Annotated in this window: 24 protein-coding genes; 18 read left to right on the top strand and 6 right to left on the bottom strand. The window is 43.5% G+C overall.

The window, feature by feature from the left end; genetic code table 11:
• Window positions 1-104 precede the first annotated feature (104 nt).
• Window positions 105-470 (bottom strand): hypothetical protein, encoded by a 366-nt coding sequence (locus tag F0145_RS23655; protein ID WP_150092690.1) that lies wholly within the window; start codon window positions 468-470, stop codon window positions 105-107.
• Window positions 471-655: 185 nt separating this feature from the next.
• On the opposite strand from F0145_RS23655, the gene F0145_RS23650 reads away from it, so the two are divergent.
• The 6 genes from F0145_RS23650 (at window position 656) to F0145_RS23625 (ending at window position 7,187) form a co-directional block, all read left to right on the top strand.
• Window positions 656-1,177 carry a c-type cytochrome gene (locus F0145_RS23650; RefSeq protein WP_150092688.1) on the top strand — a complete coding sequence of 174 codons (522 nt, stop codon included), beginning with the start codon at window positions 656-658 and terminating at the stop codon, window positions 1,175-1,177.
• 24 nt (window positions 1,178-1,201) lie between these two features.
• Window positions 1,202-3,208: a Sec-dependent nitrous-oxide reductase gene (gene nosZ / locus F0145_RS23645; protein WP_150092686.1), complete on the top strand. Its 2,007-nt coding sequence runs from the start codon at window positions 1,202-1,204 to the stop codon at window positions 3,206-3,208.
• 75 nt (window positions 3,209-3,283) lie between these two features.
• A complete protein-coding gene (locus F0145_RS26740) occupies window positions 3,284-4,327 on the top strand; it encodes a nitrous oxide reductase accessory protein NosL (protein ID WP_223816221.1) in 1,044 nt (347 codons plus the stop codon).
• Window positions 4,328-4,393: 66 nt separating this feature from the next.
• On the top strand, window positions 4,394-5,668 hold the full coding sequence (nosD, locus tag F0145_RS23635) for a nitrous oxide reductase family maturation protein NosD (RefSeq protein WP_150092684.1): 1,275 nt from the start codon (window positions 4,394-4,396) through the stop codon (window positions 5,666-5,668).
• Complete coding sequence (locus F0145_RS23630) at window positions 5,665-6,402, top strand: ABC transporter ATP-binding protein (protein ID WP_150092682.1); 738 nt, start codon at window positions 5,665-5,667, stop codon at window positions 6,400-6,402. The genes nosD and F0145_RS23630 overlap by 4 nt, the downstream gene beginning before the upstream one ends.
• On the top strand, window positions 6,399-7,187 hold the full coding sequence (locus F0145_RS23625; RefSeq protein WP_150092680.1) for an ABC transporter permease: 789 nt from the start codon (window positions 6,399-6,401) through the stop codon (window positions 7,185-7,187). Before F0145_RS23630 ends, F0145_RS23625 begins: the two co-directional genes overlap by 4 nt.
• Before the next feature lie 1,152 nt (window positions 7,188-8,339).
• On the opposite strand, the gene F0145_RS23620 is transcribed toward F0145_RS23625, so the two are convergent.
• Window positions 8,340-9,461 (bottom strand): HesA/MoeB/ThiF family protein, encoded by a 1,122-nt coding sequence (locus F0145_RS23620; RefSeq protein ID WP_150092678.1) that lies wholly within the window; start codon window positions 9,459-9,461, stop codon window positions 8,340-8,342.
• 327 nt (window positions 9,462-9,788) lie between these two features.
• Between F0145_RS23620 and F0145_RS23615 the strand changes: the two genes are divergently transcribed.
• Genes F0145_RS23615 through F0145_RS23595 form a run of 5 tightly spaced genes read left to right on the top strand, consistent with a single transcriptional unit; the run spans window position 9,789 to window position 14,485 of the window.
• Window positions 9,789-10,856 (top strand): MFS transporter, encoded by a 1,068-nt coding sequence (locus F0145_RS23615; protein WP_150092676.1) that lies wholly within the window; start codon window positions 9,789-9,791, stop codon window positions 10,854-10,856.
• 10 nt (window positions 10,857-10,866) lie between these two features.
• Window positions 10,867-13,083, top strand: a complete 2,217-nt coding sequence (locus tag F0145_RS23610) for a molybdopterin oxidoreductase family protein (protein WP_150092674.1) — start codon at window positions 10,867-10,869, stop codon at window positions 13,081-13,083.
• Between the two features lie 26 nt (window positions 13,084-13,109).
• Window positions 13,110-13,679 (top strand): 4Fe-4S dicluster domain-containing protein, encoded by a 570-nt coding sequence (locus tag F0145_RS23605; RefSeq protein WP_150092672.1) that lies wholly within the window; start codon window positions 13,110-13,112, stop codon window positions 13,677-13,679.
• A 4-nt stretch (window positions 13,680-13,683) separates the two neighbouring features.
• Window positions 13,684-14,214, top strand: coding sequence for a Rieske (2Fe-2S) protein (locus tag F0145_RS23600; protein WP_150092670.1), 531 nt, complete (start codon window positions 13,684-13,686; stop codon window positions 14,212-14,214).
• 13 nt (window positions 14,215-14,227) lie between these two features.
• Entirely contained in the window at window positions 14,228-14,485 is a 258-nt protein-coding gene (locus tag F0145_RS23595; RefSeq protein ID WP_150092668.1) for a DUF6755 family protein, read from the top strand.
• Between the two features lie 182 nt (window positions 14,486-14,667).
• On the opposite strand, the gene F0145_RS23590 is transcribed toward F0145_RS23595, so the two are convergent.
• Entirely contained in the window at window positions 14,668-16,167 is a 1,500-nt protein-coding gene (locus F0145_RS23590) for an MFS transporter (protein WP_150092666.1), read from the bottom strand.
• A 1,385-nt stretch (window positions 16,168-17,552) separates the two neighbouring features.
• Between F0145_RS23590 and F0145_RS23585 the strand changes: the two genes are divergently transcribed.
• From F0145_RS23585 to F0145_RS23555, 7 genes are all read left to right on the top strand, one after another.
• Window positions 17,553-19,889, top strand: a complete 2,337-nt coding sequence (locus tag F0145_RS23585) for a nitric-oxide reductase large subunit (RefSeq protein WP_150092664.1) — start codon at window positions 17,553-17,555, stop codon at window positions 19,887-19,889.
• A 161-nt stretch (window positions 19,890-20,050) separates the two neighbouring features.
• Window positions 20,051-21,001 (top strand): iron-sulfur cluster repair di-iron protein, encoded by a 951-nt coding sequence (gene ric, locus F0145_RS23580; protein WP_150092661.1) that lies wholly within the window; start codon window positions 20,051-20,053, stop codon window positions 20,999-21,001.
• A gap of 55 nt (window positions 21,002-21,056) precedes the next feature.
• A complete protein-coding gene (locus F0145_RS23575; RefSeq protein WP_150092659.1) occupies window positions 21,057-21,560 on the top strand; it encodes a hemerythrin domain-containing protein in 504 nt (167 codons plus the stop codon).
• A gap of 18 nt (window positions 21,561-21,578) precedes the next feature.
• The gene (locus F0145_RS23570; RefSeq protein WP_150092657.1) at window positions 21,579-22,415 is read left to right on the top strand and encodes a DUF2249 domain-containing protein; all 837 of its coding nucleotides are present in this window, start codon (window positions 21,579-21,581) and stop codon (window positions 22,413-22,415) included.
• A complete protein-coding gene (locus F0145_RS23565; protein ID WP_150092656.1) occupies window positions 22,396-23,670 on the top strand; it encodes a cbb3-type cytochrome c oxidase subunit I in 1,275 nt (424 codons plus the stop codon). Before F0145_RS23570 ends, F0145_RS23565 begins: the two co-directional genes overlap by 20 nt.
• Window positions 23,671-23,683: 13 nt before the next feature.
• Entirely contained in the window at window positions 23,684-24,049 is a 366-nt protein-coding gene (locus F0145_RS23560) for a metal-sulfur cluster assembly factor (RefSeq protein ID WP_150092654.1), read from the top strand.
• A gap of 201 nt (window positions 24,050-24,250) precedes the next feature.
• Window positions 24,251-24,736 carry an RrF2 family transcriptional regulator gene (locus F0145_RS23555; RefSeq protein WP_150092652.1) on the top strand — a complete coding sequence of 162 codons (486 nt, stop codon included), beginning with the start codon at window positions 24,251-24,253 and terminating at the stop codon, window positions 24,734-24,736.
• 172 nt (window positions 24,737-24,908) lie between these two features.
• Here the strand turns inward: F0145_RS23555 and F0145_RS27070 are convergent, their stop codons facing one another.
• Genes F0145_RS27070 through F0145_RS23545 form a run of 3 tightly spaced genes read right to left on the bottom strand, consistent with a single transcriptional unit; the run spans window position 24,909 to window position 25,834 of the window.
• Complete coding sequence (locus F0145_RS27070) at window positions 24,909-25,046, bottom strand: hypothetical protein (protein ID WP_394349607.1); 138 nt, start codon at window positions 25,044-25,046, stop codon at window positions 24,909-24,911.
• Between the two features lie 12 nt (window positions 25,047-25,058).
• On the bottom strand, window positions 25,059-25,448 hold the full coding sequence (locus F0145_RS23550) for a DDE-type integrase/transposase/recombinase (protein ID WP_190277622.1): 390 nt from the start codon (window positions 25,446-25,448) through the stop codon (window positions 25,059-25,061).
• A gap of 8 nt (window positions 25,449-25,456) precedes the next feature.
• On the bottom strand, window positions 25,457-25,834 hold the full coding sequence (locus F0145_RS23545) for a hypothetical protein (protein WP_150092648.1): 378 nt from the start codon (window positions 25,832-25,834) through the stop codon (window positions 25,457-25,459).
• Window positions 25,835-25,880: the final 46 nt, after the last annotated feature.

Raw genomic sequence — 25,880 nt, 5'->3', positions numbered from 1 at the left:
ATATTCATGTTTTGAGCAATGCTAGTCTGAAAGAGCAGGCCCGCTGCACCCTAATAATTCTCATAATCAGAAAAAACTGATTACCAACGGTTGAAAGCGTATTTCTAATTGGGCGGGTGAAGAAACTTTGCTTTAAAAGCAAAAAGCTTAAATTCCAGGTAGTGGCTTAGGTGAGCGCTATAAGCTGGAAAAAGATTGAAGCTAATGCAGGTAAGTGCCTGACAAAACAAAGTAGTTCCGGTAGTTTCTTTTGTACTCCCGCCAAATGGGATTGGTGCTTCTTTGGTGTCTTTCAGGTTTTTGTGCAATTGGCAGCTGCCCGCACAGTTCTTCTCCGGTTTACTTTTATTAATACAATATCGGGCTGCAATTGCTTCTTTGTTTAAGCGGTAGTGTAACAGCAAAATACTTTTGCTGCTGGCCTGCGCCAAAATACACACACTTAATAATATATAAACAAAGCTTTTCATTCGGAAACAGGTGTTTGGCATCTCCTGTATGCTTCAAAATTCCCGTCCTTAAGCTTTTAAAAAAATGATATTTATCATTAATAAAAGAGATTAATGTCTTTTATTGTTTTTATAATGAAACTTACTTTTGTTCTGTAACCAATGGGTAAATGTTGAGGCTCTTGGCTACTTAAAGTCAAAAAAAGATGAAAAAACACATTCTAAATCATCAGAATCTATTCCGGAAAAAATGCCTACCGCTGGGGTTTGCCCTTGGTTGTTTCTTTTTAGTGAGTTGTTCTTCCGGAGGCAATGAAAACAATGCTCAGAACGACCAGGAAAGCGCATCCACTGAAAGCCCAGCAGCTACTGCAAATGCACCAGCTGCTGACGAAGGCAAAGGGGTAGGACCAGTTAAAACCGTAGACCTGGGCACCGGTATCGACCAGGCGCTGGCCGACAAAGGAAAAGCGGTTTTTGAAAGCAAATGTACTGCCTGCCACAAATTTGGCGATCGTTATGTTGGTCCGGATTTAGCCGGCGTAACCGAACGCCGTAAGCCCGAGTGGGTGATGAACATGGTCCTAAACCCAGAGGAAATGGTACAGCAAGACCCAACTGCTAAAGAACTGCTCGGCGAATTTATGACCCAGATGCCTAACCAAAACTTAACCGAAGAAGAAGCGCGGGCAGTGCTGGAATATTTTCGAACCCAAACGAAAAAGTAAAGCTTAACTCATATTTAAAACATCATGAAAACCTTAACTACATCTGCCTTAACCGGTGCCGGTTGCCTGCTGTTGGGAGCACTTGCCCTAACCAATTGTCAGAAATCAGCCCTGAGTAACGATTCGGCAATTTCGGCCGACGGGGAGGCCGCCAAAAAAGTTTACGTTGCCCCGGGCAAGCACGATGAATATTATGCATACCTCTCCGGCGGTTTTAACGGCCAGGTAGACGTATACGGCTTGCCTTCCGGCCGTCTGTTAAAAGTAATTCCGGTATTTTCGCAAAACCCGGAAAACGGCTACGGCTACAACGAAGAAACCAAACCCATGCTGCAAACATCTTTCGGTCAGATTCCGTGGGATGATTTGCACCACCCTAAATTGTCGCGCACCAACGGCAAACCCGATGGCCGCTGGCTATTTGTGAATGGTAACAATACGCCCCGCATTGCGCGGGTAGACCTGAGCACTTTCGAAACTGCCGAAATCATAGAAATACCCAATAGCGCCGGTCAGCACTGCTCGCCATACCCCACCGATAACAACGAGTACGTAGTAGCCGGTACCCGCTTTGCGGTGCCGATAGCCACCGACGGCAGTGGTATTCAGGACGTGCCGCTCGATACCTATAAAGATAAATTCCGGGCTTCACTTTCTTTTATTAAAGTAAATAAAGAATCTGGCGAAATGGATATTGACTTCCAGATTCTGGTGCCGGGCTTCGACTTCGACTTAGCCAACGGGGGTAAAGGCCCGTCGGCGGATTGGATGTTCTTTACTTCTTATAACACCGAAAAAGCCGGTACACTGAAAGAAATTGGAGCTTCGCAGAACGACAAAGACTACCTGGCTGCTATTAACTGGAAAAAAGCCGCCGAATACGCCCGCCAGGGTAAAGCCCGCGAAATTCCGGCCAATTACTACCACAACCGGATGGATGAAAAAACGCATACCGCCGTTTCAACCCAAATGAAAAGCGTACGGGTATTATTGCCCGAAGATTGCCCCGGCATGATGTATTTGATACCGGTGCCTAAATCGCCGCACGGTGTGGACGTAGACCCTACCGGCGAAAATATTGTGGTAAGCGGAAAACTGGCCGCTGTTATTCCGGTGCACTCTTATACCAAAATGTTAGAAGCCATCAAGAATAAATCTTTCGACAAAGACATCAATGGCATACCAGTCCTGAAATACGAAAGCGTGCTGGCCGGCGAAGTACAGAAACCAGGTTTAGGTCCGTTGCACACCGAGTTCGACAACAAAGGCAATGCGTATACCTCTATGTTCGTGTCTTCGGAAGTCGTAAAATGGAATGTTAAATCCCGTGAAGTGTTGGACCGGATACCAGTGTATTACTCTATTGGTCACTTAATGATACCGGGTGGCGACACCCAGAACCCTGATGGTAAATATTTGCTGGCCATGAACAAAATTACCAAAGACCGTTATTTGCCTACCGGTCCGGAACTGGCCCAAACCGCGCAGTTAATTGATATTAGCGGCGATAAAATGAAAATGCTGCTCGACTTCCCAACCTTTGGTGAACCGCACTACGCCCAAGCCATTAAAGCCGATGTAGTCTCTAAAAATTCTAAAAAATTCTACCGCCTCGACGAAAATAAACACCCGCATGCTACTACAAAAGAGGCTGATGCGCGCGTGGAACGCAAAGGCAACCAGGTACACGTGTACATGACCGCTATCCGGAGCCACTTAGCTCCTGATAACATTGAAGGTATCCAGGTAGGAGATGAGGTTTACTTCCACGTAACCAACCTGGAGCAAGACTGGGACGTACCGCACGGCTTTGCCGTGATGGGTAACCAAAACGCCGAGTTGCTGGTAATGCCGGGCCAAACCAGAACCCTGAAATGGGTTCCTACCAAAAGCGGGGTAACCCCATTCTACTGCACCGACTTCTGCTCGGCTTTACACCAGGAAATGCAGGGTTACGCTAGGGTTTCTCCTAAAGGTACCAACACCCCAATTAAATTTTGGCTGGGCGAGAAAAAGAAGCCCGCTATCTAAGTAAACAAATTTTGTAACAGGCTACCCGGATTGTTAATAAAGCAATCCGGGTACCTAAAACTAAAAACCAAGGCCATGAAAAAGACCTCCCTCTTTTTATTACTGTTAAGCAGTGCTTTTTTAGCGGCTATATTTTTTGTGCCGCTGTGGCACATTCGCCTTGAGGCACCGCAATATCCCGGCGGACTCGATATGTACATCTGGATACACCAGATTACCGGCACCGACGAATTTACCTTACAAAATATTAATATCCTGAACCATTACGTAGGCATGGCCGCCATTACCCCCGCTTCTTTTACCGAACTGAATATTATGCCCTTTGTACTGCTGGGTTTAATTCTTTTAAGTGTTGGGGTTATGGTTTGGCGCAACCGGAAAGCGCTGGTGGCTTATACCTTTATCTTAATATTATCCGGGGCGGTAGGATTAGCCGATTTTTACTACTGGATTCAGGAATTCGGTAATAATCTAGATCCACAGGCTCCCATAGTGGTACCCGGCATGACTTATTCCCCACCTTTTTTAGGGGTTAAAACCTTACTAAATATTACCGCCACTTCTTTCCCCGATTTAGGCGGGTACTTCTTCGGATTAGCTGTAATGGCACTTTGCCTAGCCATCTACTTTTCCTACAAAAAAGAAACGAACTACGCACCTTTGTCGCTACCCACAATTAGCAAGATAGGCGCGGTTGCCACCAGCCTTTTGCTGTTTTCCTGTACCGCCGAGCCCCAACCAATTGCTTATGGCACCGATAACTGCGACCATTGCCGCATGACCATTTCGGATAACCGCTATGGCGCCGAGTTAGTAACTAAAAAAGGTAAAGCTTTTAAATTTGATTCGGCCGAATGCCTGGCCGCTTATGTTAACGAACAAAAAGAAATTGACCCCGCGTTGTTACTGGTAACGGATTATACCCGTCCGGGCGAGTTTGTAAATGCTGCCGAAGCCACATTCCTGCAAAGCGAACAGCAGCCCAGCCCCATGGGCTTAAACCTGACGGCCTTTGCCGACCAGAAAACCGCCACCGCAACCGCCCGGGAAAAAGACGGTAATCTCCTACGCTGGCCCGATGTATTGCATTTAGCCGCCGACTACGCAAAGCAAATGTAAACACAAATTAAAACAACATTTTCTTTATCCTGAATAGGCGCAGCAGTAAAATATATTAATAGTAAAATGGCCGCAATCTTTCAAACCAGCAGATTTATTTTAAAGACCGCTTTGTCAGTGGTGCTGTTGCTGGCTGGGCAGGTGGTTCAAGCAAAAACCTTACCCGTGAGCCCTACTGGTGAAATTCGGTCGGTAAAAGAAGCAGTACGGCTGGCGCAATCTTACGATACCATCTTAATTGCTTCCGGAATATACCACGAAAATGACATTGAAATAAATAAACCGCTTACCATTATAGGGCGGCAAAACCCCGTCATAGATGCCGGTTTTAAAAAGGGTATTTTTTCCGTGATGGCGCAAAACGTGTTAATCGCTGGCCTTACCCTCCAAAACGTAGAAGAAAGCTTTACTAAAAATTACGCCGCAGTGCGGGTACGCGGCGGCGGCCACATAACCGTTCGGAATAATACCATATTAAATTGTTATTATGGCGTGTACCTGGAGCAAACCGATAGCTGCACTGTACGCCATAATTATATCCGGGGCAATGCTAAACAGGAATCAACTTCCGGTAATGCCATTCACTTATACCGCACGGAGAACATAACTGTAGCCGATAATAAAGTTTCGGGCCACCGCGACGGCATTTATCTGGAGAGTTCCAGCAATAGCACCATCACTGGTAATGTTAGCCAGAACAACTTGCGTTACGGTTTGCACTTTATGTTCTCGGATAATAATAGCTACCAGCGTAATAAATTTATCCGGAACGGTTCGGGTATTGCCGTGATGTATTCCCGCAATATTATCATGACAGATAATTTATTTGAGCAGAACTGGGGCGCGGCCGCCTACGGCATTCTGCTGAAAGATATCGTGGACAGCCGCATCGAACGCAATATTTTCCGGCAAAACACTACCGGCATTTACGCCGAAGGCTCTACGCGGCTGTACCTGAAAAATAATGAATTCCGGAATAATGGCTGGGCCGTGCGCCTCTTGGGCAGCAGCGAAGACCTGACCTTTGAAGAGAATAATTTTATCGGCAATACTTTCGAAATCAGTACCAGTACCAATTATAACAGCAACAATATTTTCCGAGGTAATTACTGGAGCAGCTATACTGGCTACGACCTAAACCACGACGGAACGGGCGATGTAGCGCATAAACCGGTAAGATTATTTTCTTACTTGCTCGAAGATATTCCAACTTCGGTGGTGTTGCTGCGCAGTTTGTTTATTGATTTGTTGGAACTGATAGAAAAGGTAGCACCGGTACTGACCCCCGAAAATGTATTGGATAACCAGCCCAGTACCCGTTTAAACACTTGGAAATCATGATCGAAATTAAAAATATAACCAAAGCTTTTGGTAAGCTGCAGGTACTGAAGGGCATTGATATAAATCTGGAGAAAGGAAAAATATATGCTTTTTTGGGGCCGAACGGCTCCGGCAAGACTACCCTTATTAAAACTATTCTGGGTTTAAACCAACCGGATAATGGCGAGATACTTATTCAGAACGAAAATATTAAGAACAACTGGCAGTATAAAAGTTGCATAGGCTACATGCCGCAGATTGCCCGTTTTCCCGAGAACCTGAACATGATGGAATTGCTCGGCATGACCCGGGATATCCGGAAAACCGCTTCGGACGAAGAAAAGTATATTTCTTATTTTAACCTGGAGGGCGCCCGCGATAAAAAGCTGAAAAATTTATCGGGCGGCACCAAACAGAAAGTAAATGCCGTGCTGGCTTTTATGTTTAATCCTGATATTCTGATTTTTGATGAACCGTCGGTGGGCCTGGACCCGGTTGCGCACCTGAAGCTGAAAGATTTAATGCGCGAAGAACGCGACAATGGCAAAACCATTTTGCTTACCACGCACATTTTAAGCGAAGTAGAAGAACTGGCCGACGAAGTAATATTTCTGTTGGACGGTAAAATATACTTTCAAGGCACGGTGCAAAACCTGGTGCAAACCCAAAACGAAAGCAACCTCGAACGGGCCATTGCCCAGCTATTGCTGCAAACCGAAAAAAAAAGTAAAAAATTAAGTTTTCAAGCGGCATGAACTCCCTCACCAAAATCATAAAATATTCGTTTTACGACACCTGGCGGAGCTGGTGGGCACTGCTGTACGGGTTATTTTTCCTGGTAATTTCGGCCACGCTGCTGTACTTTTCCGGCGATTTTAACAAGGCTATTGTAAGTCTGTTGAATATTGTGCTCTTGCTGGTGCCGCTTATCAGCACGGTGTTTGGGGTGATGTACGCCTATAACTCCCGCGAATTTACTGAACTGCTGCTGGCCCAGCCTATTAAGCGCAATAATATATTTCTGGGCCAGTATTTAGGCTTAACCTTATCGTTGGCGCTGAGTTTGAGTTTGGGTTTAGGCATTACCTTTTTATTATTTGCCGGCACCGCCGAAGAAAGTGTGCACTTGGGTATGCTTACGCTGTGTGGGACCTTGCTTACGGCCATTTTTACCGGTTTGGCTTTCCTGATGTCGGCGTTGTTCGAAGACCGGGTAAAAGGTTTTGGCATTGCTATCCTGATCTGGCTGTTTGCCGCCGTTATTTACGACGGCCTGCTGCTAACTTTCCTGGTTATCTTCAACGATTATCCTTTAGAGAAAGCCACCATCGGTCTGACATTATTTAATCCTATCGACTTGTCACGTATTCTGATTTTACTACGCCTCGAAACGGCCGCTTTGCTGGGCTACACCGGGGCGGTATTTAATAAATTTTTAGGTACGGCGCTGGGCATGGTGGTTTCATTGGGGGCGTTATTAGTGTGGATATTTGTTCCGCTGCTGCTATTCCTGAAAAAAGTACAAAATAAGGATTTTTAAAGTGGCTGATAGAAAAATTGAATTTCAAAAAATCAGTTCAGATAAAATTTGATGAAGTTAATTTTGTAAAGCATGCATTTAGAAATTAGTGGTGAATTAACTATTCCAACCACGTAAAAAAAGTACTCCTATTATTAAGCTGCGTTAATGTTTTTGCTTGCGGAAACAATGCTAAGAATACCGCCGGCGAAAAGAAAGGTGGCAATAATAACAATGCCGACCACGTGAAAGAAAATTCCCACGAGAGCAGGTCCCCTCAGCTAAGCAAAGATCCAGGTCCAGACAACCGATTTGAAGTAGATATTATCCGTTCGGCAGAAAGCGCAAAAGAGCAAAGCCAAAAATCATCAGAGTAATCGTTTGCACAAAAATAATCCTGCCGCTTGAACAAACGGCACGATTATTTTTTTTTGCTTACCAAATTTATCTTAGTGCAACTAGAATAAACCTTTAAACAGTCAAAATATAATTACAATCCACCTTGCTCAATTTATAAGTAGGGCTCTTTATATTAACTCTTCTTTACTTTTCCTTAACTGGTCCCGCATCAACTACTGTACATTTTTAAAAGCAGAAATTTGGGTTACTAATTCTTCGTAGTAGGAGATACCCTGGAGCAAATTCTGGCGGAATGCCTGCAAATATTTCTGTTGCTTGGCGTTTATAGGTTGTACTTGTTCTGTATTCAGGTACCGAAAATCACCGGTTGTATCCGTCAGAATTTATAACTGTTGAAGAAATAATACTGGTGACAAACCTCGCACAACTGCTGACACATATGAGTATTCTTATGTGAGCGGTTCGCCTTGTATCCGGTAGTTAGTTTTTCTAATTTGGTAATGATATTAACATTAATGGTTCCCTGACGAACCAGCGCGTACAAGGAATCTTAGGCCTAATTTCAAGACTGGCTGCGGAATGCTACAGGCGTATTTTAGGTTGTTGTTTGGGGTAATTACTTTATTACCGGGCAGGTTTTTTTTGTTTTTAGTAGGGTAGCAGGGAAAAGTGTTGGGGTGCAAGCCAATTCCGCGAGAAGTTAAAAATTACAGTGAACAACTTTCTAATTAATAGCTTGTAACAAATCTACATTTTAATTATGCTTCTGGTAAGAAGCCTGATTTATTTAGTAACTTTATTTATTTAGTAAATTTACCCTTTATAAGTTGCCATAGATTGGTCAATTTCTCGCGCCCAGGCATCAATTCCTCCTGCTAAATTATAAATATTGCCAAACCCATGTTTCGTTAAAAGTAAGTCAGTAAGTTCTTTACTGATTTCACCTTTATGGGAAATTAATATTACAGCAATATCCTGGTGAATTTTATCTAAATTATTTAGAAATTCACTGGCCGGTATATGGATGGCATTTTCCAAATGGAAAATGTTCCATTCTTCATCCTCCCGGATATCAATCAGTTGTAGCGATTCCTGATAGTTTAATTTTAAGAAAAGCTGATGCGGCGTAATCGACTGTATTTTTTTATTTACTTGAGGTATTTCAGTGGAAAAATAAGGCTCTTGTAGTGTTTCTATTTTTAGGTTCTCCGGGTTAAGAGTGGCCTTTAATTCCTGTTGCTGGTTTTTCAGGAAATCGTAGCTTAGAAGCTTATTAGCAAGTACATCGCCCAGGTTACTTATTATTTTTACCACTTCTCCTGCCAGGTGGCAGCCAATTATACCGGGCAGAATACCTAATACCCCGTCCGACTCGTCTTCATTCAAATATTTCCGCAGCTTAGCATCCGACTTCATACAACGCAAGGTGGCGCTTTTTTTAAAATTTAATACACAGTACATACCAGTGTATTGGTAAACCAAGCCAAAGACAAGCGGTACACCCGCAATTACGCAGGCATCATTCATTAATAAAGCTGATTTTAAATTATTAGTAGCATCTACTACTACTTCATACCGGGATATTCTTTGAAGTGCATTTTCTGCATCCAGCGCATAATCGTACAGTTGCAGGGTTGTATCCGGATTTAAATCTCTTACGTGCTGAACCACGCTCGCTAGTTTAGCTTTGCCTACTTCGTTGCTCTTAAACAAAGGCTGCAAGGGTAAATCTGATAAAGAAACCATACCGGGTTCAACTACTCCCAGGTTGCCAACGCCCGCAGCAGCCAGGTAAGTAATTACCGGAATACCCAGTGCCCCGGCACCAATCACCAGAACCTTGGCATTGGTCAATGCTTCCTGGCCCGGCACGCCAAAACCTTTTAACTTAATTTGCTTGTCGAATTTTTCCAGAAATAAGTTCACCTCTTTCATATTACGTCTGTGATAAAGGTTCAGTAATTTATAAATTGGTGTTTTACGGCAGATATGAACAGAAATATCATAAAAAAAATTTTTTTTATTAATTTATGATAGCTATTCCCTTCTGTATTTACTAAACTTATAAAAATCGAAAGTAGTTGATACTCATTTTATTTAATACGGTTTATCAAAAGTATTAAGAAGGCTTTTTAACGAAATCCAAAGATTTTAAGGCTTAGTAAATTCTTGTTTTTTGCGAAAGCAGCCAAACCTTTGGGAATATATTCGTACTTATACCTATATCATCAATAACTTTTGTTCCAATTTTAAAAGTTACGCATGAATACCACCCTCAACCGAAAAGCAATTCTGATAGCAACGCTGGTTTCTGTTTTGGTGATAGCAACGGTCTTTTACGGCTCCCGCAAACTACAGAATTTTGACCCGGCCCTGATTGGTTATTTATTCGGAACGGTATTCGCCTTTTTTGGAATTGTGTACCGGTATTCGGTTTGGCTGCAACGGCCACCCACCTGGATGTATTTTAAACGTACCTGGCAGTTTGTATTTAAAGGCCAAGTGTTTGCGCACTTGTACTTTTTTATAAAAGAATTCATTCAGAATATTGGTTTTCAGAAATTTATTTATCCCAGAGGCCGCAGCCGGTGGATTGGTCACTTTTTAATGGCCGTAGGTTGTACCATGGCCTTTGCCATTACTTTTCCGCTCACTTTTGGCTGGATTCATTTTACCCTCAATCCCGAAACCAGTCTGAACCCCGATAGCGTTCGCATGTACGAAGCACATTTTTTTGGATTTAAGGTTTTTGAATTTCCGCTTGGTTCTTTTATTGCTTTCTTCACGTTTCATGCCCTTAACTGGTGTTCTTGGCTGGTAATAATTGGGGTGCTGATTTTTATGCGCCGCCGGCTAACCCACGCCGGTTTAATTTCTATCCAATCCTTCGATGGCGATTTACTGCCTTTAATACTGCTGCTGGCTATTTCTATTACCGGTTTAGGATTAACCTACGATTACCAGTTTATGAAAGGCATGGCCTATGATTTTATGGCCGTAACCCACGCTGTAACAGTTATCATGTTTTTGATTTGGATTCCATTTGGTAAGTTTTTTCATATTATTCAGCGGCCGGCCCAAATTGGCGCCCACATCTACAAAAGAGAAGGTATTAAAAGAGGCATGGCCGTTTGTCCGCATACCGGTAAAGAATTCGCGACCCAGATGCATATAGACGATTTAAAAACGGTAACCAAAGAGCTAGGTTTTGATTTTACCCGGGCAGACGGAACTTCTCACCTGGATTTAAGCCCCGAAGGAAAACGTTCGCGGTTGGGTATGGCTCACCTCAAGGCCCGCCAGCAGGATGGCGGTAAATTATTCGGTTAAAAGAACTAATATGGCGTATCTTCCGGTATCTCCCGAAAAACTGATTGCCCAATTTGGACCCCACAAAAATTATCCTTCGCACGAAGGTTTCTTAGGCCGCGATGAACCGGATGCGGTGGTAAAAACGCATTGCTGTTTTTGCGGTATGCAGTGCGGCATTAAGCTGTTGGTTAAAAAGAATAAAGTAGTTGGTTTCGACCCGTGGATGGAGTTCCCGTTTAACGAAGGCCGCTTATGCCCCAAAGGTGTGCAGCGCTACATGCAAAACAACCACCCCGACCGCCTGTTGCAACCTTTGCAGCGGCAGGAAGGAGTAGGGTTTACCCCGGTTCCATGGGATGCCGCCATGGAAAAAACCGTTTCAGAAATTAAACGCATTAAGGCGCAGTACGGCAACGATGCTTTTGCCATGTTGTCGGGCGTTTCGTTAACTAATGAAAAAAGCTACCTGGTGGGGAAATTTGCCCGGGTGGCACTTAAAACCGCTAACCTCGATTATAATGGCCGCTTGTGCATGGTAAGCGCGGGTGCCGGCAACAAGAAAGCTTTTGGCCTCGACCGGATTTCGAATACGTTTGAGGACTTAGAGCGGGCTGAAGTAATTTTGGTGGCCGGTGCCAATGTAAGTGAAACATTCCCGACTTTGACGCATTGGATATGGCGGGCCCGCGATTACGGTGCGAAACTAATTGTAGTAGACCCGCGCGTAATTCCGCTGGCCCGTACCGCCGATTTACACCTGCCCATTCGGCCCGGTACCGATTCAGCTTTATATGGCGCCATGTTGAAGTATTTGGCCGACCATGATATGCTGGACCATGATTTTATAAATAATTATACTTCCGGTTTTGACCAGGCTTTAGCCACCGTAAAAGATTATACCCTGGAATGGGCCGAAGAAGTTACCGGCATCGAAAAAGAAAAAATTGAACTGGCGGCGCAGTGGTGGGGCAAAGCGGCTACCAGTTTTTTATTGCACGCCCGCGGCATCGAACATCATTCCAAAGGGGTAGACAATGTATTGGGTTGCATAAACCTAGTACTGGCTACCGGCCGGATAGGCAAACCTTATTGCGGTTACGGTACCATTACCGGCCAGGGTAATGGCCAAGGCGGCCGCGAACACGGCCATAAATGCGACCAATTGCCCGGCAACCGCGACATCACCAATCCGGAGCATCGTAAATATATTTCCCAGGTTTGGGGCATAGACGAAAAAGATATGCCGGGCAAAGGGCTTACGGCTTACGAACTGATTGAAGCCATTCACCGGGGCGAAGTAAAAGGATTGATTTCCATTTGCTTTAATCCGTTGGTATCGCTACCCAACAACAACTATGTACGCGAGGCTCTGGAGAAACTGGAGTTTTACATGTGCATCGATTTTTTCATGAACGAAACAGCCCGCCACGCCGATATAATTTTGCCTGGTTCGTTGCACGAAGAAGAGGAAGGAACCGTTACTACTGCCGAAGGCAGAGTAGTAAGAATTCGGCGGGCGGTAAGTCCACCGGGTGAGGCGCGTACCGATACCGCTATTATATTAGAATTAGCCGAGCGATTAGGAGCAGGCGATAAATTCCGGTACAACTCCAGCGAAGATATATTTAATGAATTGCGGGTAGCTTCTAAGGGCGGCACCGCCGATTATTTTGGCATTACCTACCAAAAAATTGAAGAAAAAATGGGCGTTTTCTGGCCCTGTCCCACGTTAGACCATCCGGGTACGCCTCGTTTATGGGAAGATAAAAAGTTTGCTACTCCCGATGGCAAGGCCCACTTTAATGCCGTTGCTTATCGGGAACCAGGCGAAGTTACCGATGATTTGTACCCCGTGGTTTTAACTACCGGCCGGGTAGTATCGCAATATTTAAGCGGTACTCAAACCCGCCGAATTGGCAAATTAGTAGATATTTATCCGGAGCCCAAGCTGGAAATACATCCGGAACTGGCCTTAAAATATAACATCCATCAGGACGAACTGGTGCGGGTTTCTACCCGGCGCGGAACGGATGAATTCCCGGCGAATATTGTAGAAACTATCCGGCGCGATACGGTCTTTCTGCCGTATCACTGGCCCGGGAAAAAATCAGCTAACCAGTTTACCCCTGGTACGCTGGACCCGATATCCAAAATTCCGGAGTTTAAGGTATGTGCTTGTAAGTTAGAGCCATTAGGAATTAAAGCGCCGCCTTCGCAGGAGTCTAATGCTTTTGCCAGTGCATAATATTTTGTAAGCTAAAACATAACAGTATGCCCCAAACCAATTATCAAACCCAGCAAGAATTTTTTGTGGATATGCAGCGGTGTATCGGATGCAGAGCCTGCGAAATGGCTTGTGCCGAATGCGAAACCAACGGCCACGAATCGATGATACACGTCAATTACGTAGACCGGGCGGTTACCATTCAGACCACCGTGCAGGTGTGTATGCACTGCGACGACCCGGTTTGCGCTAACGTTTGCCCGGCCGATGCCATCTCGAAAGATGAGTTTGGAGTGGTGCATACAGCTAACACGGCTCGTTGCATTGGCTGCTCTAATTGTGTAATGGCTTGTCCGTTTGGGGTACCCAAAAAGAATGAGGCTTACGATTTAATGATGAAGTGTAACATGTGCTACGACCGGACCAGCGCTGGCAAAAAGCCCATGTGCGCTACGGTTTGCCCCACCCAGGCTCTTTATTACGGCACCCGCGAAGAAATGGCCCGGATGCGGCCCAACAGTACACCGGTCAATAATTTCCTTTTCGGTAATGAAAAGGTAAGCACTAAAGTAAATATTATGATGCCGAAGGGGAGTACCCAATTAATTGTAGACTAGCATTATGGCAACCGACGAAAAAGATAATCACTGGAAAGAAGATTTCCCGATAGAGCAACTGGAAGCAACCCAGGTTACCCGCCGCGATTTTGCTAAATTTCTTTGCCTGGTTTCGGGTGGGTTGGCTACCGGTAGCGGTTACGTCGCGGTTAAAGCAAATTTTTTTCCACCCGAAAAAGTGCAGGGGGAGCACTTGGTTTGTAAAAAAAGCGAACTGCCTAAAGGCGGCACACGCTCGTTTGTTATTACCGGCAGCACCATACCCTATATTCTTATCCGCCTCGAAACCGACGAATTCCGTGCTTATGAGCAAAAGTGTACGCATTTATCGTGTGCCGTATTTTATATGCCGAAAAGCGGCAAAATAGAATGCCCCTGTCACGATGGCTGGTTTGATGCCTTAACCGGCGAAGTTTTGGCAGGACCACCGCCCCGGCCCTTACCCCGGTTAGAGGTGGTAATAAAAGGGGAAGATATTTACGTGAAAGAATTTGAAACCAACGCCGCCAACCCGTTTAACACCAGTAGCACTTAATTGAATATCAGGTATGAGTAACTTCCGCGAAGCCCAGAACCAGGCACACCCGAACAAAACCAGCACCCTGATGCTGGCTTTAATTGTTATTCTGATAATGAATGTAAGCCTCCAGATTTGGCTGCTATATACAGCATTGAACAATGCACTGGCCGAAAATACTGATATTGCATTTCCAGCCTTTATTGCCTCATTTGTCTTGTTTTTAATTGGCGCCGGCTGGCTTTATTTCTTGCCCAACCAGGTAAGAAGAAAAAATATCAACTTTTAGTTTTCCAAATAAAAAGTAAATTTTTATAAGAAACATCATCGCAAATGCCTAATTCGCTTCTTTAAATTATCGAGATTGCATTAAAGGTTATTCCAAGGTTATCTTGGTTCAAGCATCTGCTTTAATTTAAATGATTCAGCGAACAATAATTAAATAATACCACCTGCCACTTAGATTTTCTTTTAGTGCGGATGTTCAAATTTATCAGCCAAATCGGGAGCACTCCGGTTCATCATCCGGGTAATAATCAGGTGCATCCAAACGAGGCAAATAATGGAAAGTAGCAGGACAAACATCCAGGAACTGGTCCAGAGGCCAGTAGTACTAAGTAAATAGCCAAACAAAATTGGCCCGACAAAGCCGCCAAGCCCACCAATTAAGCCTACCATACCGCCAACCAAGCCAATTTGAGTAGGAAAATATTCCGGAATATGTTTAAACACCGCAGCTGTACCAATGCCCCACGCCATGCCAATAAACATCACCAATCCAATAAATACCCACATATTGGCCTTGAAGTAAATACGGGTAGTGCCCTGTGCCAGTAATTGTTTTTTAGTTACTTTATCGCCGGGCTTTACCAAAACCTCGTGCCAGCTTTCTTTAGCCGGAAAAACCAATGCCTTTCTGTTAACATGTTCAAACATATTACTTTTGGCCGTAACCGGATATGTTTTATTATTTACCGTAATAGCTGTGTCTGATACCGATGTTACAGTACCAGCGCTGGTAGCCATTACCCCCGAGCCGGGTGAAGAAATTTCCATGCGGGGAATAATTAAAAAGAAACTGAGTATTACTGAACAGCCCAAGACCCCATACATTACTTTTCGGGCACCGTATTTATCCGAAAGAAAGCCGCCTACCGCCCGGAACAATCCGGCGGGCAAACTAAAAGTGGAGGCAAGTAAACCCGCCAGAATAAGGTCTGTCTGATAAACATTCACAAAATATGGAACCAGCCACTGCGAGAAAGTTACAAAACAGCCGAAGAGCAGAAAATAATACAAGCCAAAACGCCACACCCTAATTTGTGTTAGGGGCATAACAATAGCCTGCAGAGACTTACCGGCCGCAACAGGTTTTTTATTTTGGGCAAAAATCAAAAACAAGATAGCCATTGCCAGCAAGGCCCCCGCATAAATAACCGGTAATTGTCGCCAACCTTCCGGATTGGCACCACCAGCCGTTAGGTTATTTAATAAGGAAGGTCCGATTAAAGTGGTAAGCGAAGCACCGGCGCTACCCATACCAAATATACCAATAGCTCGTCCTTGCCAGCTTTTGGGATACCAAACGGATGTATAGCCCACCCCAACCGCAAAACTGGTACCGGCCATGCCAAACAAAAAGCTCAAAAGTAAAAAGGTAGAATAGCTATTGGCCTGGGAAAGCAGGAACATGGGAACGGAACAAAACAATAGCAAAATACCAAAAACCCATTTACCGCCTATCCGGTCGGTTAAAATCCCAATGGGCAACCTGAATAAAGACCCAGTTAGGACTGGTACACCCAGGAGCCAGCCAATTTGTACCATGCTCCATTCAAAAATCCCGTTATCCGTTAAGTATGTTACCAATACCCCGTTCAGCATCCAGGCGGCAAAACAAACCGTAAAAGCCAGGGTATTCAGAAATAATATTTTATGCGACGTAAAACTTACAAGACTTTCATCGGGCATAATTTTATCTTTTGGGGTTAGGTAACTTAAGGCATTAGCATTCTCCTTAGAGTTATATCAGATAAAAATAATTGCTTACGTTCGTTTCGCTGAATATTAGATGTAATAATTATGAAACGTAAAAGCTTTGTGATATTACGGCCTTTAGCCAAATTGTGTTATTCCGAATAATTTGCAATATAGTCTTTATAAACACTCCAATGCTATAATATCAGTTTTTTTCTAATTAGATAAAAGAATGCAGTTCCTTATACCGGCTACTTTGTGGAGTATAGGGCAGTATAATCTCCGTGTTTAATGGTACAATGGCGGTGGTAGTGCCTGCCGGAAATTCGGAATATTGATTATTAACCCAAATAAATTCTTCCTTTTGCCTTATTCATTTTGACCAAAACGCATCTGCATAGTTGTCGGGTATTGGGGTGGTGTGCGATTTTTCTAATGCGGCGCCAATGCTTTCCAACTCTTTTTGGCTTAAACTTTTTCCAAGTGCTGAAATAATTCTCTTTATTCAAAACGGATGTGGGCATCTACGTAATCAGTCAACTGGTTTAGTAAATCGGGTGATGGTGCCGGTGTACTAACGGTTACCTAGGCAACCAGGCTTTTAATTTCCTGGTGTTGGAGTAAGGCTTTCTGGCATAATTCAAGATTTAATTTTATAGACCATTTGTTCTTCCTCTTTCTGAATATGGGGCTGCAAATGAATTTCCCAAATACGGAACATACGCCTGAATCCGGTTTGTATTAATTCCTTTTTTTAGCCCCTGACGTATTCTCCAGCAGAATAATAGGCCTGTATGATGTTCGTTGGTTAGGATTTCAATGTGTATACTACGTTTTAAGTTTTTTTCCATAGAATATTACATTGCGGTAAACTTTAGCACTATCACTTACCTACGGTTTTAAAGGGCGTTTACTTATATTTTACTTGTTATTTTTTAGGATTTGATTGATTAGAGATAAGAATCAGCAAATTATTTACTAATACTTCAGGCAGAGAAAGCAATAGCTAAATTTCCTACCAAAACTATTTGCCAGATCAGGCCTTCAACTTTAAAGAAAATATTATTGATTTTAGGTAGTAAAGTAAATACTAAATTAAAATAGTAAAAGACATTTTTGTCTTCTATACGCGTATTATTTTCTTTATATCTGAGGAGTATCACAATACTAAGTGATTTTCATCATTAGCCAGCATTTAAGATAAATATACTTTTATCTCTTGAAAAAGCACCAATAGCATTCAGAATGATTATCGCTACAGGTTAATAATTGGATTATTTGTTGTTTTTGTCCATGTAATCGCTTTTACAGCTAAATAAAGGAACATAAATCAGCATGTCAATTTTAAAATTTCTTGTTCATCATTAATTACAATTGTTATGAAATACACCAAATTATGGCTCGGATTTATAGCCGTAATAGTCGGGTCTTTTGCCGTTTTAGGGTATTATGGTTCGGAGATTTACCGGCAAGCACCCCCCATTCCGGATAAAGTAGTTTCGGCTTCAGGCCAGGTTTTATTTACAGCCCAGGACATTAAAAACGGACAAAATGTTTGGCAATCGATGGGCGGGCAGGAAGTAGGTTCCATCTGGGGCCATGGCGCTTACCAGGCACCCGACTGGACGGCTGAGTGGCTGCACAAAGAAGCCATGTATATGCTGGATATTTGGGCCACCGCGGAGAAAGGTGAAAAGTTTTCTGATTTAGATAACGAAAGCAAGGCCGGTTTAGAAGCTCGGTTGCAAACACAAATCCGGCAAAATACTTATAATAATCAGGCCAACACCATAACTATTTTGGATGTGCGGGCCGCCGCCATTGCCGATGTAAGCCGCTACTATACCGGTTTATTTATGAATGATGCCGACATGGCCAAATACCGCGAAGCTTACGCCATTCCGGATAACAGCATTAAAGACCCGGAACGGATGCGCCAGATGAATGCCTTTTTCTTCTGGGCTTCCTGGGCCTGCGTGACCGAACGCCCTGGCCAAAATATATCTTACACCAATAACTGGCCCCACGAAAAGTTAGTCGGCAATAAACCCAGCAGCGACCTGATTATCTGGACAGGCTTTAGCGTAATTGTACTGATTGCGGGCATTGGGTTATTAGCCTATTATTATGCTTCAAATAAAGAAGAAGAGCTAGATGTAAGCAAACTGCCACAGAAAGACCCGCTGCTGGGCTTGGAGCCAACGCCCTCTATGCGTGCTACGCTTAAATATTTCTGGACTGTAACGTCCTTAATATTGGTACAAGTAATTATGGGTGTGGTTACGGCGCACTACGGCGTAGAAGGGCAGGCACTCTACGGTTTGCCACTGGCCGATATTTTACCTTACTCTATCTCCCGCACCTGGCACGTGCAACTGGCTATTTTCTGGATTGCGACTTCCTGGTTGGCGACCGGCTTATTTATTGCCCCGGCGGTATCAGGCCACGAACCTAAATTCCAGCGGGCCGGCGTAAACTTGCTTTTTATTGCCTTACTAATCATAGTAGTAGGTTCTTTGGCCGGGCAGTGGTTTGGTGTAATGCAGAAACTAGGTCTGGTAGAAAATTTCTGGTTTGGGCACCAAGGGTATGAATACGTAGATTTAGGCCGTTTCTGGCAAATATTCCTGCTGGTAGGTTTGTTTTTGTGGTTGTTTTTAATGACCCGCGCCATCTGGCCAGCATTTAAAAAAGATGCTGAAGGCCGCCATTTGTTGGGTATGTTCCTGATTTCATCGGTAGCCATTGCGGTATTCTACGGCGCTGGCCTGATGTGGGGCCGCCAAACTAACCTGGCCATTGCCGAGTACTGGCGCTGGTGGGTGGTGCACCTGTGGGTAGAAGGTTTCTTTGAAGTTTTTGCTACTGTGGTAATTGCCTTTTTGTTCGTGCGGATGGGTTTACTGCGTACCAAAATTGCCACGCCAACAGTATTATTTTCCACCATTATTTTCTTGTTTGGCGGTATTATTGGCACGTTTCACCACCTGTATTTCAGTGGTACGCCTACTTCGGTGCTGGCTTTGGGCGCCACTTTTAGCGCTCTAGAAGTAGTGCCTCTGGTATTAATCGGTTTTGAAGCTTACCATAACCTGGAACTAAGCCGCTCTACCACCTGGATTAAAGCTTACAAGTGGCCTATTTACTGCTTTATTGCGGTGGCTTTCTGGAATTTGGTAGGAGCTGGTATTTTTGGTTTCGTTATCAATCCGCCTATTGCACTCTACTATATGCAAGGCTTAAATACCACGCCGGTACACGGTCACACCGCTTTATTCGGGGTATACGGAGTTTTGGGAATTGGTTTAATGCTGTTCGCGCTCAAAGGTATGGCTGCCCGCAACGTTTGGAAAGACAGTGTTATTAGTTTTGCTTTCTGGAGTATAAATATTGGGCTGGGCCTGATGGTACTAATAAGTGTGTTACCAGTGGGTTTGCTGCAAACCTGGGCCAGTGTAGAACATGGTTTATGGTATGCCCGCTCCATGGAATTTATGCAAACCGATACCATGGAAATTTTGCGCTGGCTGCGGGTAATAGGAGATACCATTTTTGCCTTAGGAGTGGTAGCCCTGGCCTGGTTTGTAATTGGCTTGAAGACCGGTTGGTCATTACAACCCCACACCGATATTTCGCCGGATGATTACCCAACTATTGAACCTGTTGGCGAACCTGTTCCTACTTCCAGAGAAATAACAGAAGAAGTAAACAGCTAATTAGACGAAAGGCCTGGCAGATAAAGCGGGCCTTTTTACTTCTATAAATTAGCTTAAGCTGTAAATAAAGAAAAAAAGAGTAAAATATATTTTATTTTTGATTATTACTTTTTATCTTTAAATAACTTAATAAAAAAAATAATTTCATAAACAAAATCCGCATGGAAACCCTCGATTTTTTAGATGTAACCGTAATAGAACCGCGTTTAAAACACCCTACCATTTTTAACCGGTTTGATGCTTTAGCTGGCGGCGAATATTTTGTAATTCACAACGACCACGACCCCAAACCTCTTTATTACCAACTTTTAGGTGAGCGTGGTAATATTTTTAAATGGGAATATTTGTCGCAGGGGCCGGAAATTTGGGAAGTACGCATAACCAAACTTAATCCCAAGGAAGGTGAAACTATTGGGGAGTTAGTTGCCAAAGATTACCGCAAAGCTGAAATATTTAAGAAATACGGCCTTGATTTCTGCTGTGGCGGCAAAAAATCGGTAGCGCGTGCCTGCCAGGAAAAAGGCATTAGCCTAGCCCAGGTAGAACAGGAACTGAATGCCCTAACCGAAACGCCAGTAGCCCGCTCCCAGAATTTTGGGGCTTGGGATTTAAGCTTCCTGGCCGATTATATTGAAAATACCCACCATACTTACGTGCGCGAATCATTGCCGGCTTTAACCGAATACACTACCAAAATTGCCCGGGTACACGGCGAAAAACATCCGGAATTAATAGCCATTGCCCAACACTTTACGGCCATAGCAGCCGAGTTAAACGCCCACATGCCCAAAGAAGAGCGGGTATTATTCCCGTATATCCGTCGGTTAAATGAAGCAGATAAAGCTGGCGTTTCTGTAGTAACTCCCGGCTTTGGCAGCATCCAAAATCCGATTAACATGATGGAGATGGAACACGAAGCGGCCGGCAATTCTCTGGAAGCTATCCGGGAATTAAGTGATAACTATACCGTACCGGTAGATGGTTGCACTACTTACCGCCTGGCTTTTGCCAAACTGCAGGAATTTGAGAGCGACCTGCACCAGCACATACACCTTGAAAATAATATTCTGTTTCCGAAAGCCATTGCGTTAGAGCAAAAAGTACTTTCCTGACTGATAAACGATTAATATTTTCTCTCTTTTTCTGGCAATTAAATTTAAATAAATTATGGAAACGATAGTACAACCCCTGAAAAGACATCCGGAACTGGTAGGCCTATCACGGGAGCACCATTTTGAACTGCTTTTCGCCTGGAAAATAAAACAAGGATTGGCTCGCAAAGTAGATAGCCATATTATTCAAGATTATATCCGCTACTTCTGGGATAATCATTTAGAAAACCACCTGGAAAAAGAAGAGAAAATTGTGGTGCAGGTTTTATCCGAAGCGGACCCCATGCGGTTTCGGGTACAACAAGACCACGACCTCATCCGCAGTGTCGTAAATTACCTTTCCTGTTATCGGGAGAATATTGATTACGTGCTGAATACCTTGCAAATTTTAGTAAAAGAGCACGTACGCTTCGAAGAGCGGATATTTTTCCCGTACCTGGAGCAAGTTGCTACGCCCGGTCAATTAATATTGATTGGTTTAGAAATGGATAAATATGCCGTTGAGCCAACCGATGATTTTGAGCCTGCATTTTGGCTTTCTCAACCGGTTGAAATGTAAACTAATTTACGCTGACAGATGAGCACGCAAACACAATTCCTTAAAATTAGTGCCAATACCCGCATTTCTACCATTATACGGGCGAATCCAGCAGCAATTGAAGTTATTGCTTCTATTAACAAGCATTTCGAAAAGTTGCGAAATCCAATATTGCGTAAAGTGCTGGCTTCGCGGGTAACAATAGCGGATGCGGCCCGCATTGGTGGCACAAAAGTGGAGGTGTTTTTTGATAAATTAAAAAGTTTAGGGTTTGTTTCTGATAGGGTAGGAGAAGGGACCAAGATTTCGGCCCCTTCTTCTCAGCCCGCTTTCCCGCCGCTTGGCATTACTTTAGATGTGCGCGAAACCTTACAAGCCGGCCAGGACCCGTTTAAAGAAATAATTACTGCCGCCGAAAAACTCTCCAAAAATCAAAGCATGTTAATTATTAATACGTTTGAACCCGTTCCGTTGTATGCAGTACTCCGAAAAAAAGGTTTTACGCATTATACTGACCAGACCGAGGAAAACTTAGTACATACTTATTTCTATCGAACCGATAAACCCGAAAATAATGCTATATCAGGGCCAGATTTTTTAAATTCTTTCGAAAGACTGCAGCAACAATACCAACACAGCCTGATAGAAATAGACGTTAGAAATTTGGAAATGCCGCAGCCCATGATGAATATTTTGGAGGCGCTATTCAAACTTACTCCGGAGCAGGCCTTGTTTGTTTACCATTGTCGGATACCCCAATATTTATTACAAGAGCTAACAGCCCGCGGCTTTGCCTTTGCCATTGCAGAACCTGGCCCCGACGAGGTACGCCTGCTTATTTATAAAATTCCTGATCATGAACTTCATAACTGCTAAACCTGCTCCTAAATCAGTGGTACTGCCGCACTTTGCCTTTGCCGCACTTTCCTTTTTAGCTCTGGGTATTTTATTGCTTTTTTCTGAAGATGCCTTGGTGGGGCATTATTTCCATCCCAAGCTTCTAACCCTCACCCACGTGGCTGTTTTGGGGTGGGCCACCATGATTATTTTCGGGTCGTTGTATCAGTTGCTGCCGGTTATTTTGCAAGTGCCCTTGTTCAGCGCCAAGTTAGCTTTGTTCACCTTTGGGTTTTTAGCCGTCGGTACCTTAATGCTGGCATATGCCTTCTGGACTTTTTCGGTTGGGCTGCCATTATACATGGCTTCCTGTTTTTTGGTTATTTCTTTTTTGCTTTTCAACCTGAATTTGTTTTTGACTACCCGGCAAACCAAAAACTGGACCATAGAAGCCGATTTTATCTTCACCTCGGGCATTTGGTTACTCACAACCGGTGTTATTGGGTTGCTGATGGCCTTTAACTTTTCTTATCCGTTTCTGAAAGAATCGCACCTGCATTACTTAAAACTACACGCGCACGTAGGCATGGCCGGCTGGTTTTTGTTGCTGATTATTGGCGTAGGTTCCAAATTATTGCCCATGTTTCTGCTGACGCACAAGCTGCCAACCAAATTACTTTCCGGGAGCTATTACCTGATTAACCTGGGTTTATTGCTGTTCAGCGTCGACCATTTGTTTCTGCATACGCCTTACCAAACAATTTATGCCTTGGCCGTGGGAGCAGGTATGCTATTATTTGGCTGTTTCGTAGTACAAGCTTACCGCCACCGGGTTCGCAAAAAAGTAGATGCGGGTATGCAGCAATCACTAGTAGCGGTAGCTCTAATGGTGCTACCGATAGTGCTGGTAGTAGCCGTAAGTGAGCAGGCGCCTATGCCCGAAAAAACGCGTTTACAATGGTACCTGGCCTATGGTATTTCCATTTTCCTCGGCTTTATCTCGGCTTTAATATTAGGCCAGACATACAAGACTTTACCTTTTATTGTGTGGATGCACAGGTACCAGCATCTGGTAGGGAAGCAGGCAGTGCCGCAGCCCAAAGATTTGTACCGCGAAAGCTGGGTGCGCTGGCAAAATATCAGCTATTTTTTAGGATTAGTAACCTTATTAATCGGCGTGGCCTGGGTTCAACCAGTTCTTTTAAAAGCCGGTAGTGGTCTTTTTCTGCTCACTGCTCTTATTTATAATATTAATGTATTTAAGCTTTTAAGTAAAGGCCTGAAAACTAATTAAAAAGAAAATCAAAATGACAACGGAAAGTAATTTTGGCGCAAATATTTTCGAAGTACTAAAAGAAGTAATTGACCCGGAAATTGGGTTAAATATTGTGGATTTAGGTTTGGTTTACGAAGTGGCATTATCGGAAGATAAAACCATAACCATTAACATGACTTTAACTTCGCCAGGTTGCCCCATGGGACAGATGATTACCAATGCTGTAACCAATGTTTTAGAAAAAAATTACCCCGGTTATAAAATAATAGTAGAACTGGTGTGGATACCCATGTGGGATTCCGACATGATTTCAGAAGCCGGACAAGCTCAACTAAATGGCGGCTACCAATCCCAAAACCGCGATCACGGCGGCAGCTTGTGGGACCACTTTTTTTAGCAACAGAGCTATTTATATTTAAAATTCATAAAAACACGACCAGATTAATTATTTGCCAGTATACTTACCATTGCTTAAAAGATACTTTTTACCGGCAGTAGGTTAGGAGTAAAGAAAAGGTTAATCCGAACCGATTACACTTGCTTATTACTACCGAAGTATTTTTAAACTAAAAACACAAATTGCGTTCTTGGAAATTATATGTTAACTAAAACTTCAGAATATGCTTTGCGCTCCATTGTTTACGTAGCTATGCAGGCTGCCGAAGGGAAAAAGATAGGCATTAAAGAAATTGCAAAAGAACTGGAACTACCGCTTCATTTTATTGGCAAAATATTGCAGGATTTAGTACGCAAAAGCATTATCTCTTCGGTAAAAGGCCCGAATGGCGGTTTTTACCTGAGCCGTACCGCCAGTGAAATTACTATTATGGATGTTGTGCGGGTAATTGATGGAGTAGAAGCTTTTAAAAAATGTGGTTTAGGTTTAAAACAATGCTCCGATTCACATCCGTGCCCGTTACACAACGATTTCAAGAAATACCGCGATGGCTTGGCTGCATTATTCTCCACCAAAACCATCCAGGACTTGGTTCAGGATGTACAAAACGGGCAAGCTTATATTCGCAACAACAATGAAGCAGGAGATTTGTCTCTTTTAACCATTTCAGTCCCGTCCAAATCGTAGACACTTTTTTCCAACTGTTACTCAAACCAAATTGAACCAGTTAAATAAAACTACCAAATACTACTCCAAGTTTGAAAAGGTTTTTTCCGGAATCTGCAAGTAGGTAGGTTCCTGAAAATACTTTACAGGTTATACGGTTAAAGTTCTATTTGATTTATCTACTAACTAGTCCTTATTGGTAGTTTTTTCTTTCATATTTTCGCCACCGCTTTTTTAGCGGAATTTCCTGCTGGTGTGCCTGGCTGGGAGTTAGGTAATCACAGGAGGCGTGGGGGCGTAGATTGTTGTAAGCTTGTATCGTCTTGGCTATAGCAGCTTGGGCCTATTCAAAAGTAAGAAAGGCCTGGCAATGGAATTCTTCTTTAATGGTCCTGTTAATGCGTTCGGCAATGGAATTTTCTCCCGGGTCTCCCTGATTGGTCATACTGATTTGAATAGTATGGGAGGAGAGCAACTTAATATAATCCTGACAGCAGTACTGTAAGCCGCGGTCAGAATGATGAATCAGGCTTTCTTTTCCCTTTTGTAAAGTCTTAACGGCCATTTGCAAGGCGGTTAAAGGTCCTGTGGTATGCAATGTTTCCCTTACCGCCCAACCTACAATTTTATGGGAATAAGCGTCCGTGATTAAACTTAAATAGCTAAAATCATTCCCCGTTCTGATATAGGTAATATCGCTTACCCATAGCTGGTTGGGACGGCTAACGGGCAATTGTAGGTTTAACTGCTGGACTGCTTGGAACCATACTTTTTTCTGATTTCTATATTTAATTGTTTTTCAGCCACCGAAATCATAGTTTCTAAAGCGGTCGTCTTTAATTTTTCCTGCGCTAATTGTGCTTGGGCAGCGGCTAATTGCTGCTTTAGTTGATTAAGGGTGGGCTCCATAAGCAAAGATGGTTTTGGTCTAAAATATTTTAACAATCTAGTTTTATAGTACCAGCGGCTCCAATCTTGTAAGTTAGATACCGACACCTGGTATTGCTTGGTGCTTTGCCGGATAGTCAGCATGCCGGAACGAAGTTCTTCGACAATTTTTCTTTTCTTTGCAGACGGATAATTCCTTTTTACAGTTTCTTTTAAATTCCTATTATTCATAACTTTATACTTAAAGTGTAAAGCTATTTCAGGAGTTTACCAACAA

This window comes from Adhaeribacter rhizoryzae (genome assembly GCF_008629685.1).
Taxonomy (GTDB): Bacteria; Bacteroidota; Bacteroidia; order Cytophagales; family Hymenobacteraceae; genus Adhaeribacter; species Adhaeribacter rhizoryzae.
The sequence above is the reverse complement of the archived record's forward strand: the minus strand, read 5'-3'. Positions and strand labels throughout refer to the sequence as shown.

Coding starts and splice junctions, on each gene's coding strand:
- F0145_RS23565 (WP_150092656.1), top strand. CDS start 22,396: ATGAACTTCATAACTGCTAAACCTGCTCCTAAATCAGTGGTACTGCCG.
- F0145_RS23560 (WP_150092654.1), top strand. CDS start 23,684: ATGACAACGGAAAGTAATTTTGGCGCAAATATTTTCGAAGTACTAAAA.
- F0145_RS23585 (WP_150092664.1), top strand. CDS start 17,553: ATGAAATACACCAAATTATGGCTCGGATTTATAGCCGTAATAGTCGGG.
- F0145_RS23575 (WP_150092659.1), top strand. CDS start 21,057: ATGGAAACGATAGTACAACCCCTGAAAAGACATCCGGAACTGGTAGGC.
- F0145_RS23570 (WP_150092657.1), top strand. CDS start 21,579: ATGAGCACGCAAACACAATTCCTTAAAATTAGTGCCAATACCCGCATT.
- F0145_RS23655 (WP_150092690.1), bottom strand. CDS start 470: ATGAAAAGCTTTGTTTATATATTATTAAGTGTGTGTATTTTGGCGCAG.
- F0145_RS23630 (WP_150092682.1), top strand. CDS start 5,665: ATGATCGAAATTAAAAATATAACCAAAGCTTTTGGTAAGCTGCAGGTA.
- F0145_RS26740 (WP_223816221.1), top strand. CDS start 3,284: ATGAAAAAGACCTCCCTCTTTTTATTACTGTTAAGCAGTGCTTTTTTA.
- F0145_RS23600 (WP_150092670.1), top strand. CDS start 13,684: ATGGCAACCGACGAAAAAGATAATCACTGGAAAGAAGATTTCCCGATA.
- F0145_RS23610 (WP_150092674.1), top strand. CDS start 10,867: ATGGCGTATCTTCCGGTATCTCCCGAAAAACTGATTGCCCAATTTGGA.
- F0145_RS23595 (WP_150092668.1), top strand. CDS start 14,228: ATGAGTAACTTCCGCGAAGCCCAGAACCAGGCACACCCGAACAAAACC.
- F0145_RS23555 (WP_150092652.1), top strand. CDS start 24,251: ATGTTAACTAAAACTTCAGAATATGCTTTGCGCTCCATTGTTTACGTA.
- F0145_RS23590 (WP_150092666.1), bottom strand. CDS start 16,167: ATGCCCGATGAAAGTCTTGTAAGTTTTACGTCGCATAAAATATTATTT.
- F0145_RS23605 (WP_150092672.1), top strand. CDS start 13,110: ATGCCCCAAACCAATTATCAAACCCAGCAAGAATTTTTTGTGGATATG.
- ric (WP_150092661.1), top strand. CDS start 20,051: ATGGAAACCCTCGATTTTTTAGATGTAACCGTAATAGAACCGCGTTTA.
- F0145_RS23620 (WP_150092678.1), bottom strand. CDS start 9,461: ATGAAAGAGGTGAACTTATTTCTGGAAAAATTCGACAAGCAAATTAAG.
- nosD (WP_150092684.1), top strand. CDS start 4,394: ATGGCCGCAATCTTTCAAACCAGCAGATTTATTTTAAAGACCGCTTTG.
- nosZ (WP_150092686.1), top strand. CDS start 1,202: ATGAAAACCTTAACTACATCTGCCTTAACCGGTGCCGGTTGCCTGCTG.
- F0145_RS23545 (WP_150092648.1), bottom strand. CDS start 25,834: ATGAATAATAGGAATTTAAAAGAAACTGTAAAAAGGAATTATCCGTCT.
- F0145_RS23650 (WP_150092688.1), top strand. CDS start 656: ATGAAAAAACACATTCTAAATCATCAGAATCTATTCCGGAAAAAATGC.
- F0145_RS23625 (WP_150092680.1), top strand. CDS start 6,399: ATGAACTCCCTCACCAAAATCATAAAATATTCGTTTTACGACACCTGG.
- F0145_RS23615 (WP_150092676.1), top strand. CDS start 9,789: ATGAATACCACCCTCAACCGAAAAGCAATTCTGATAGCAACGCTGGTT.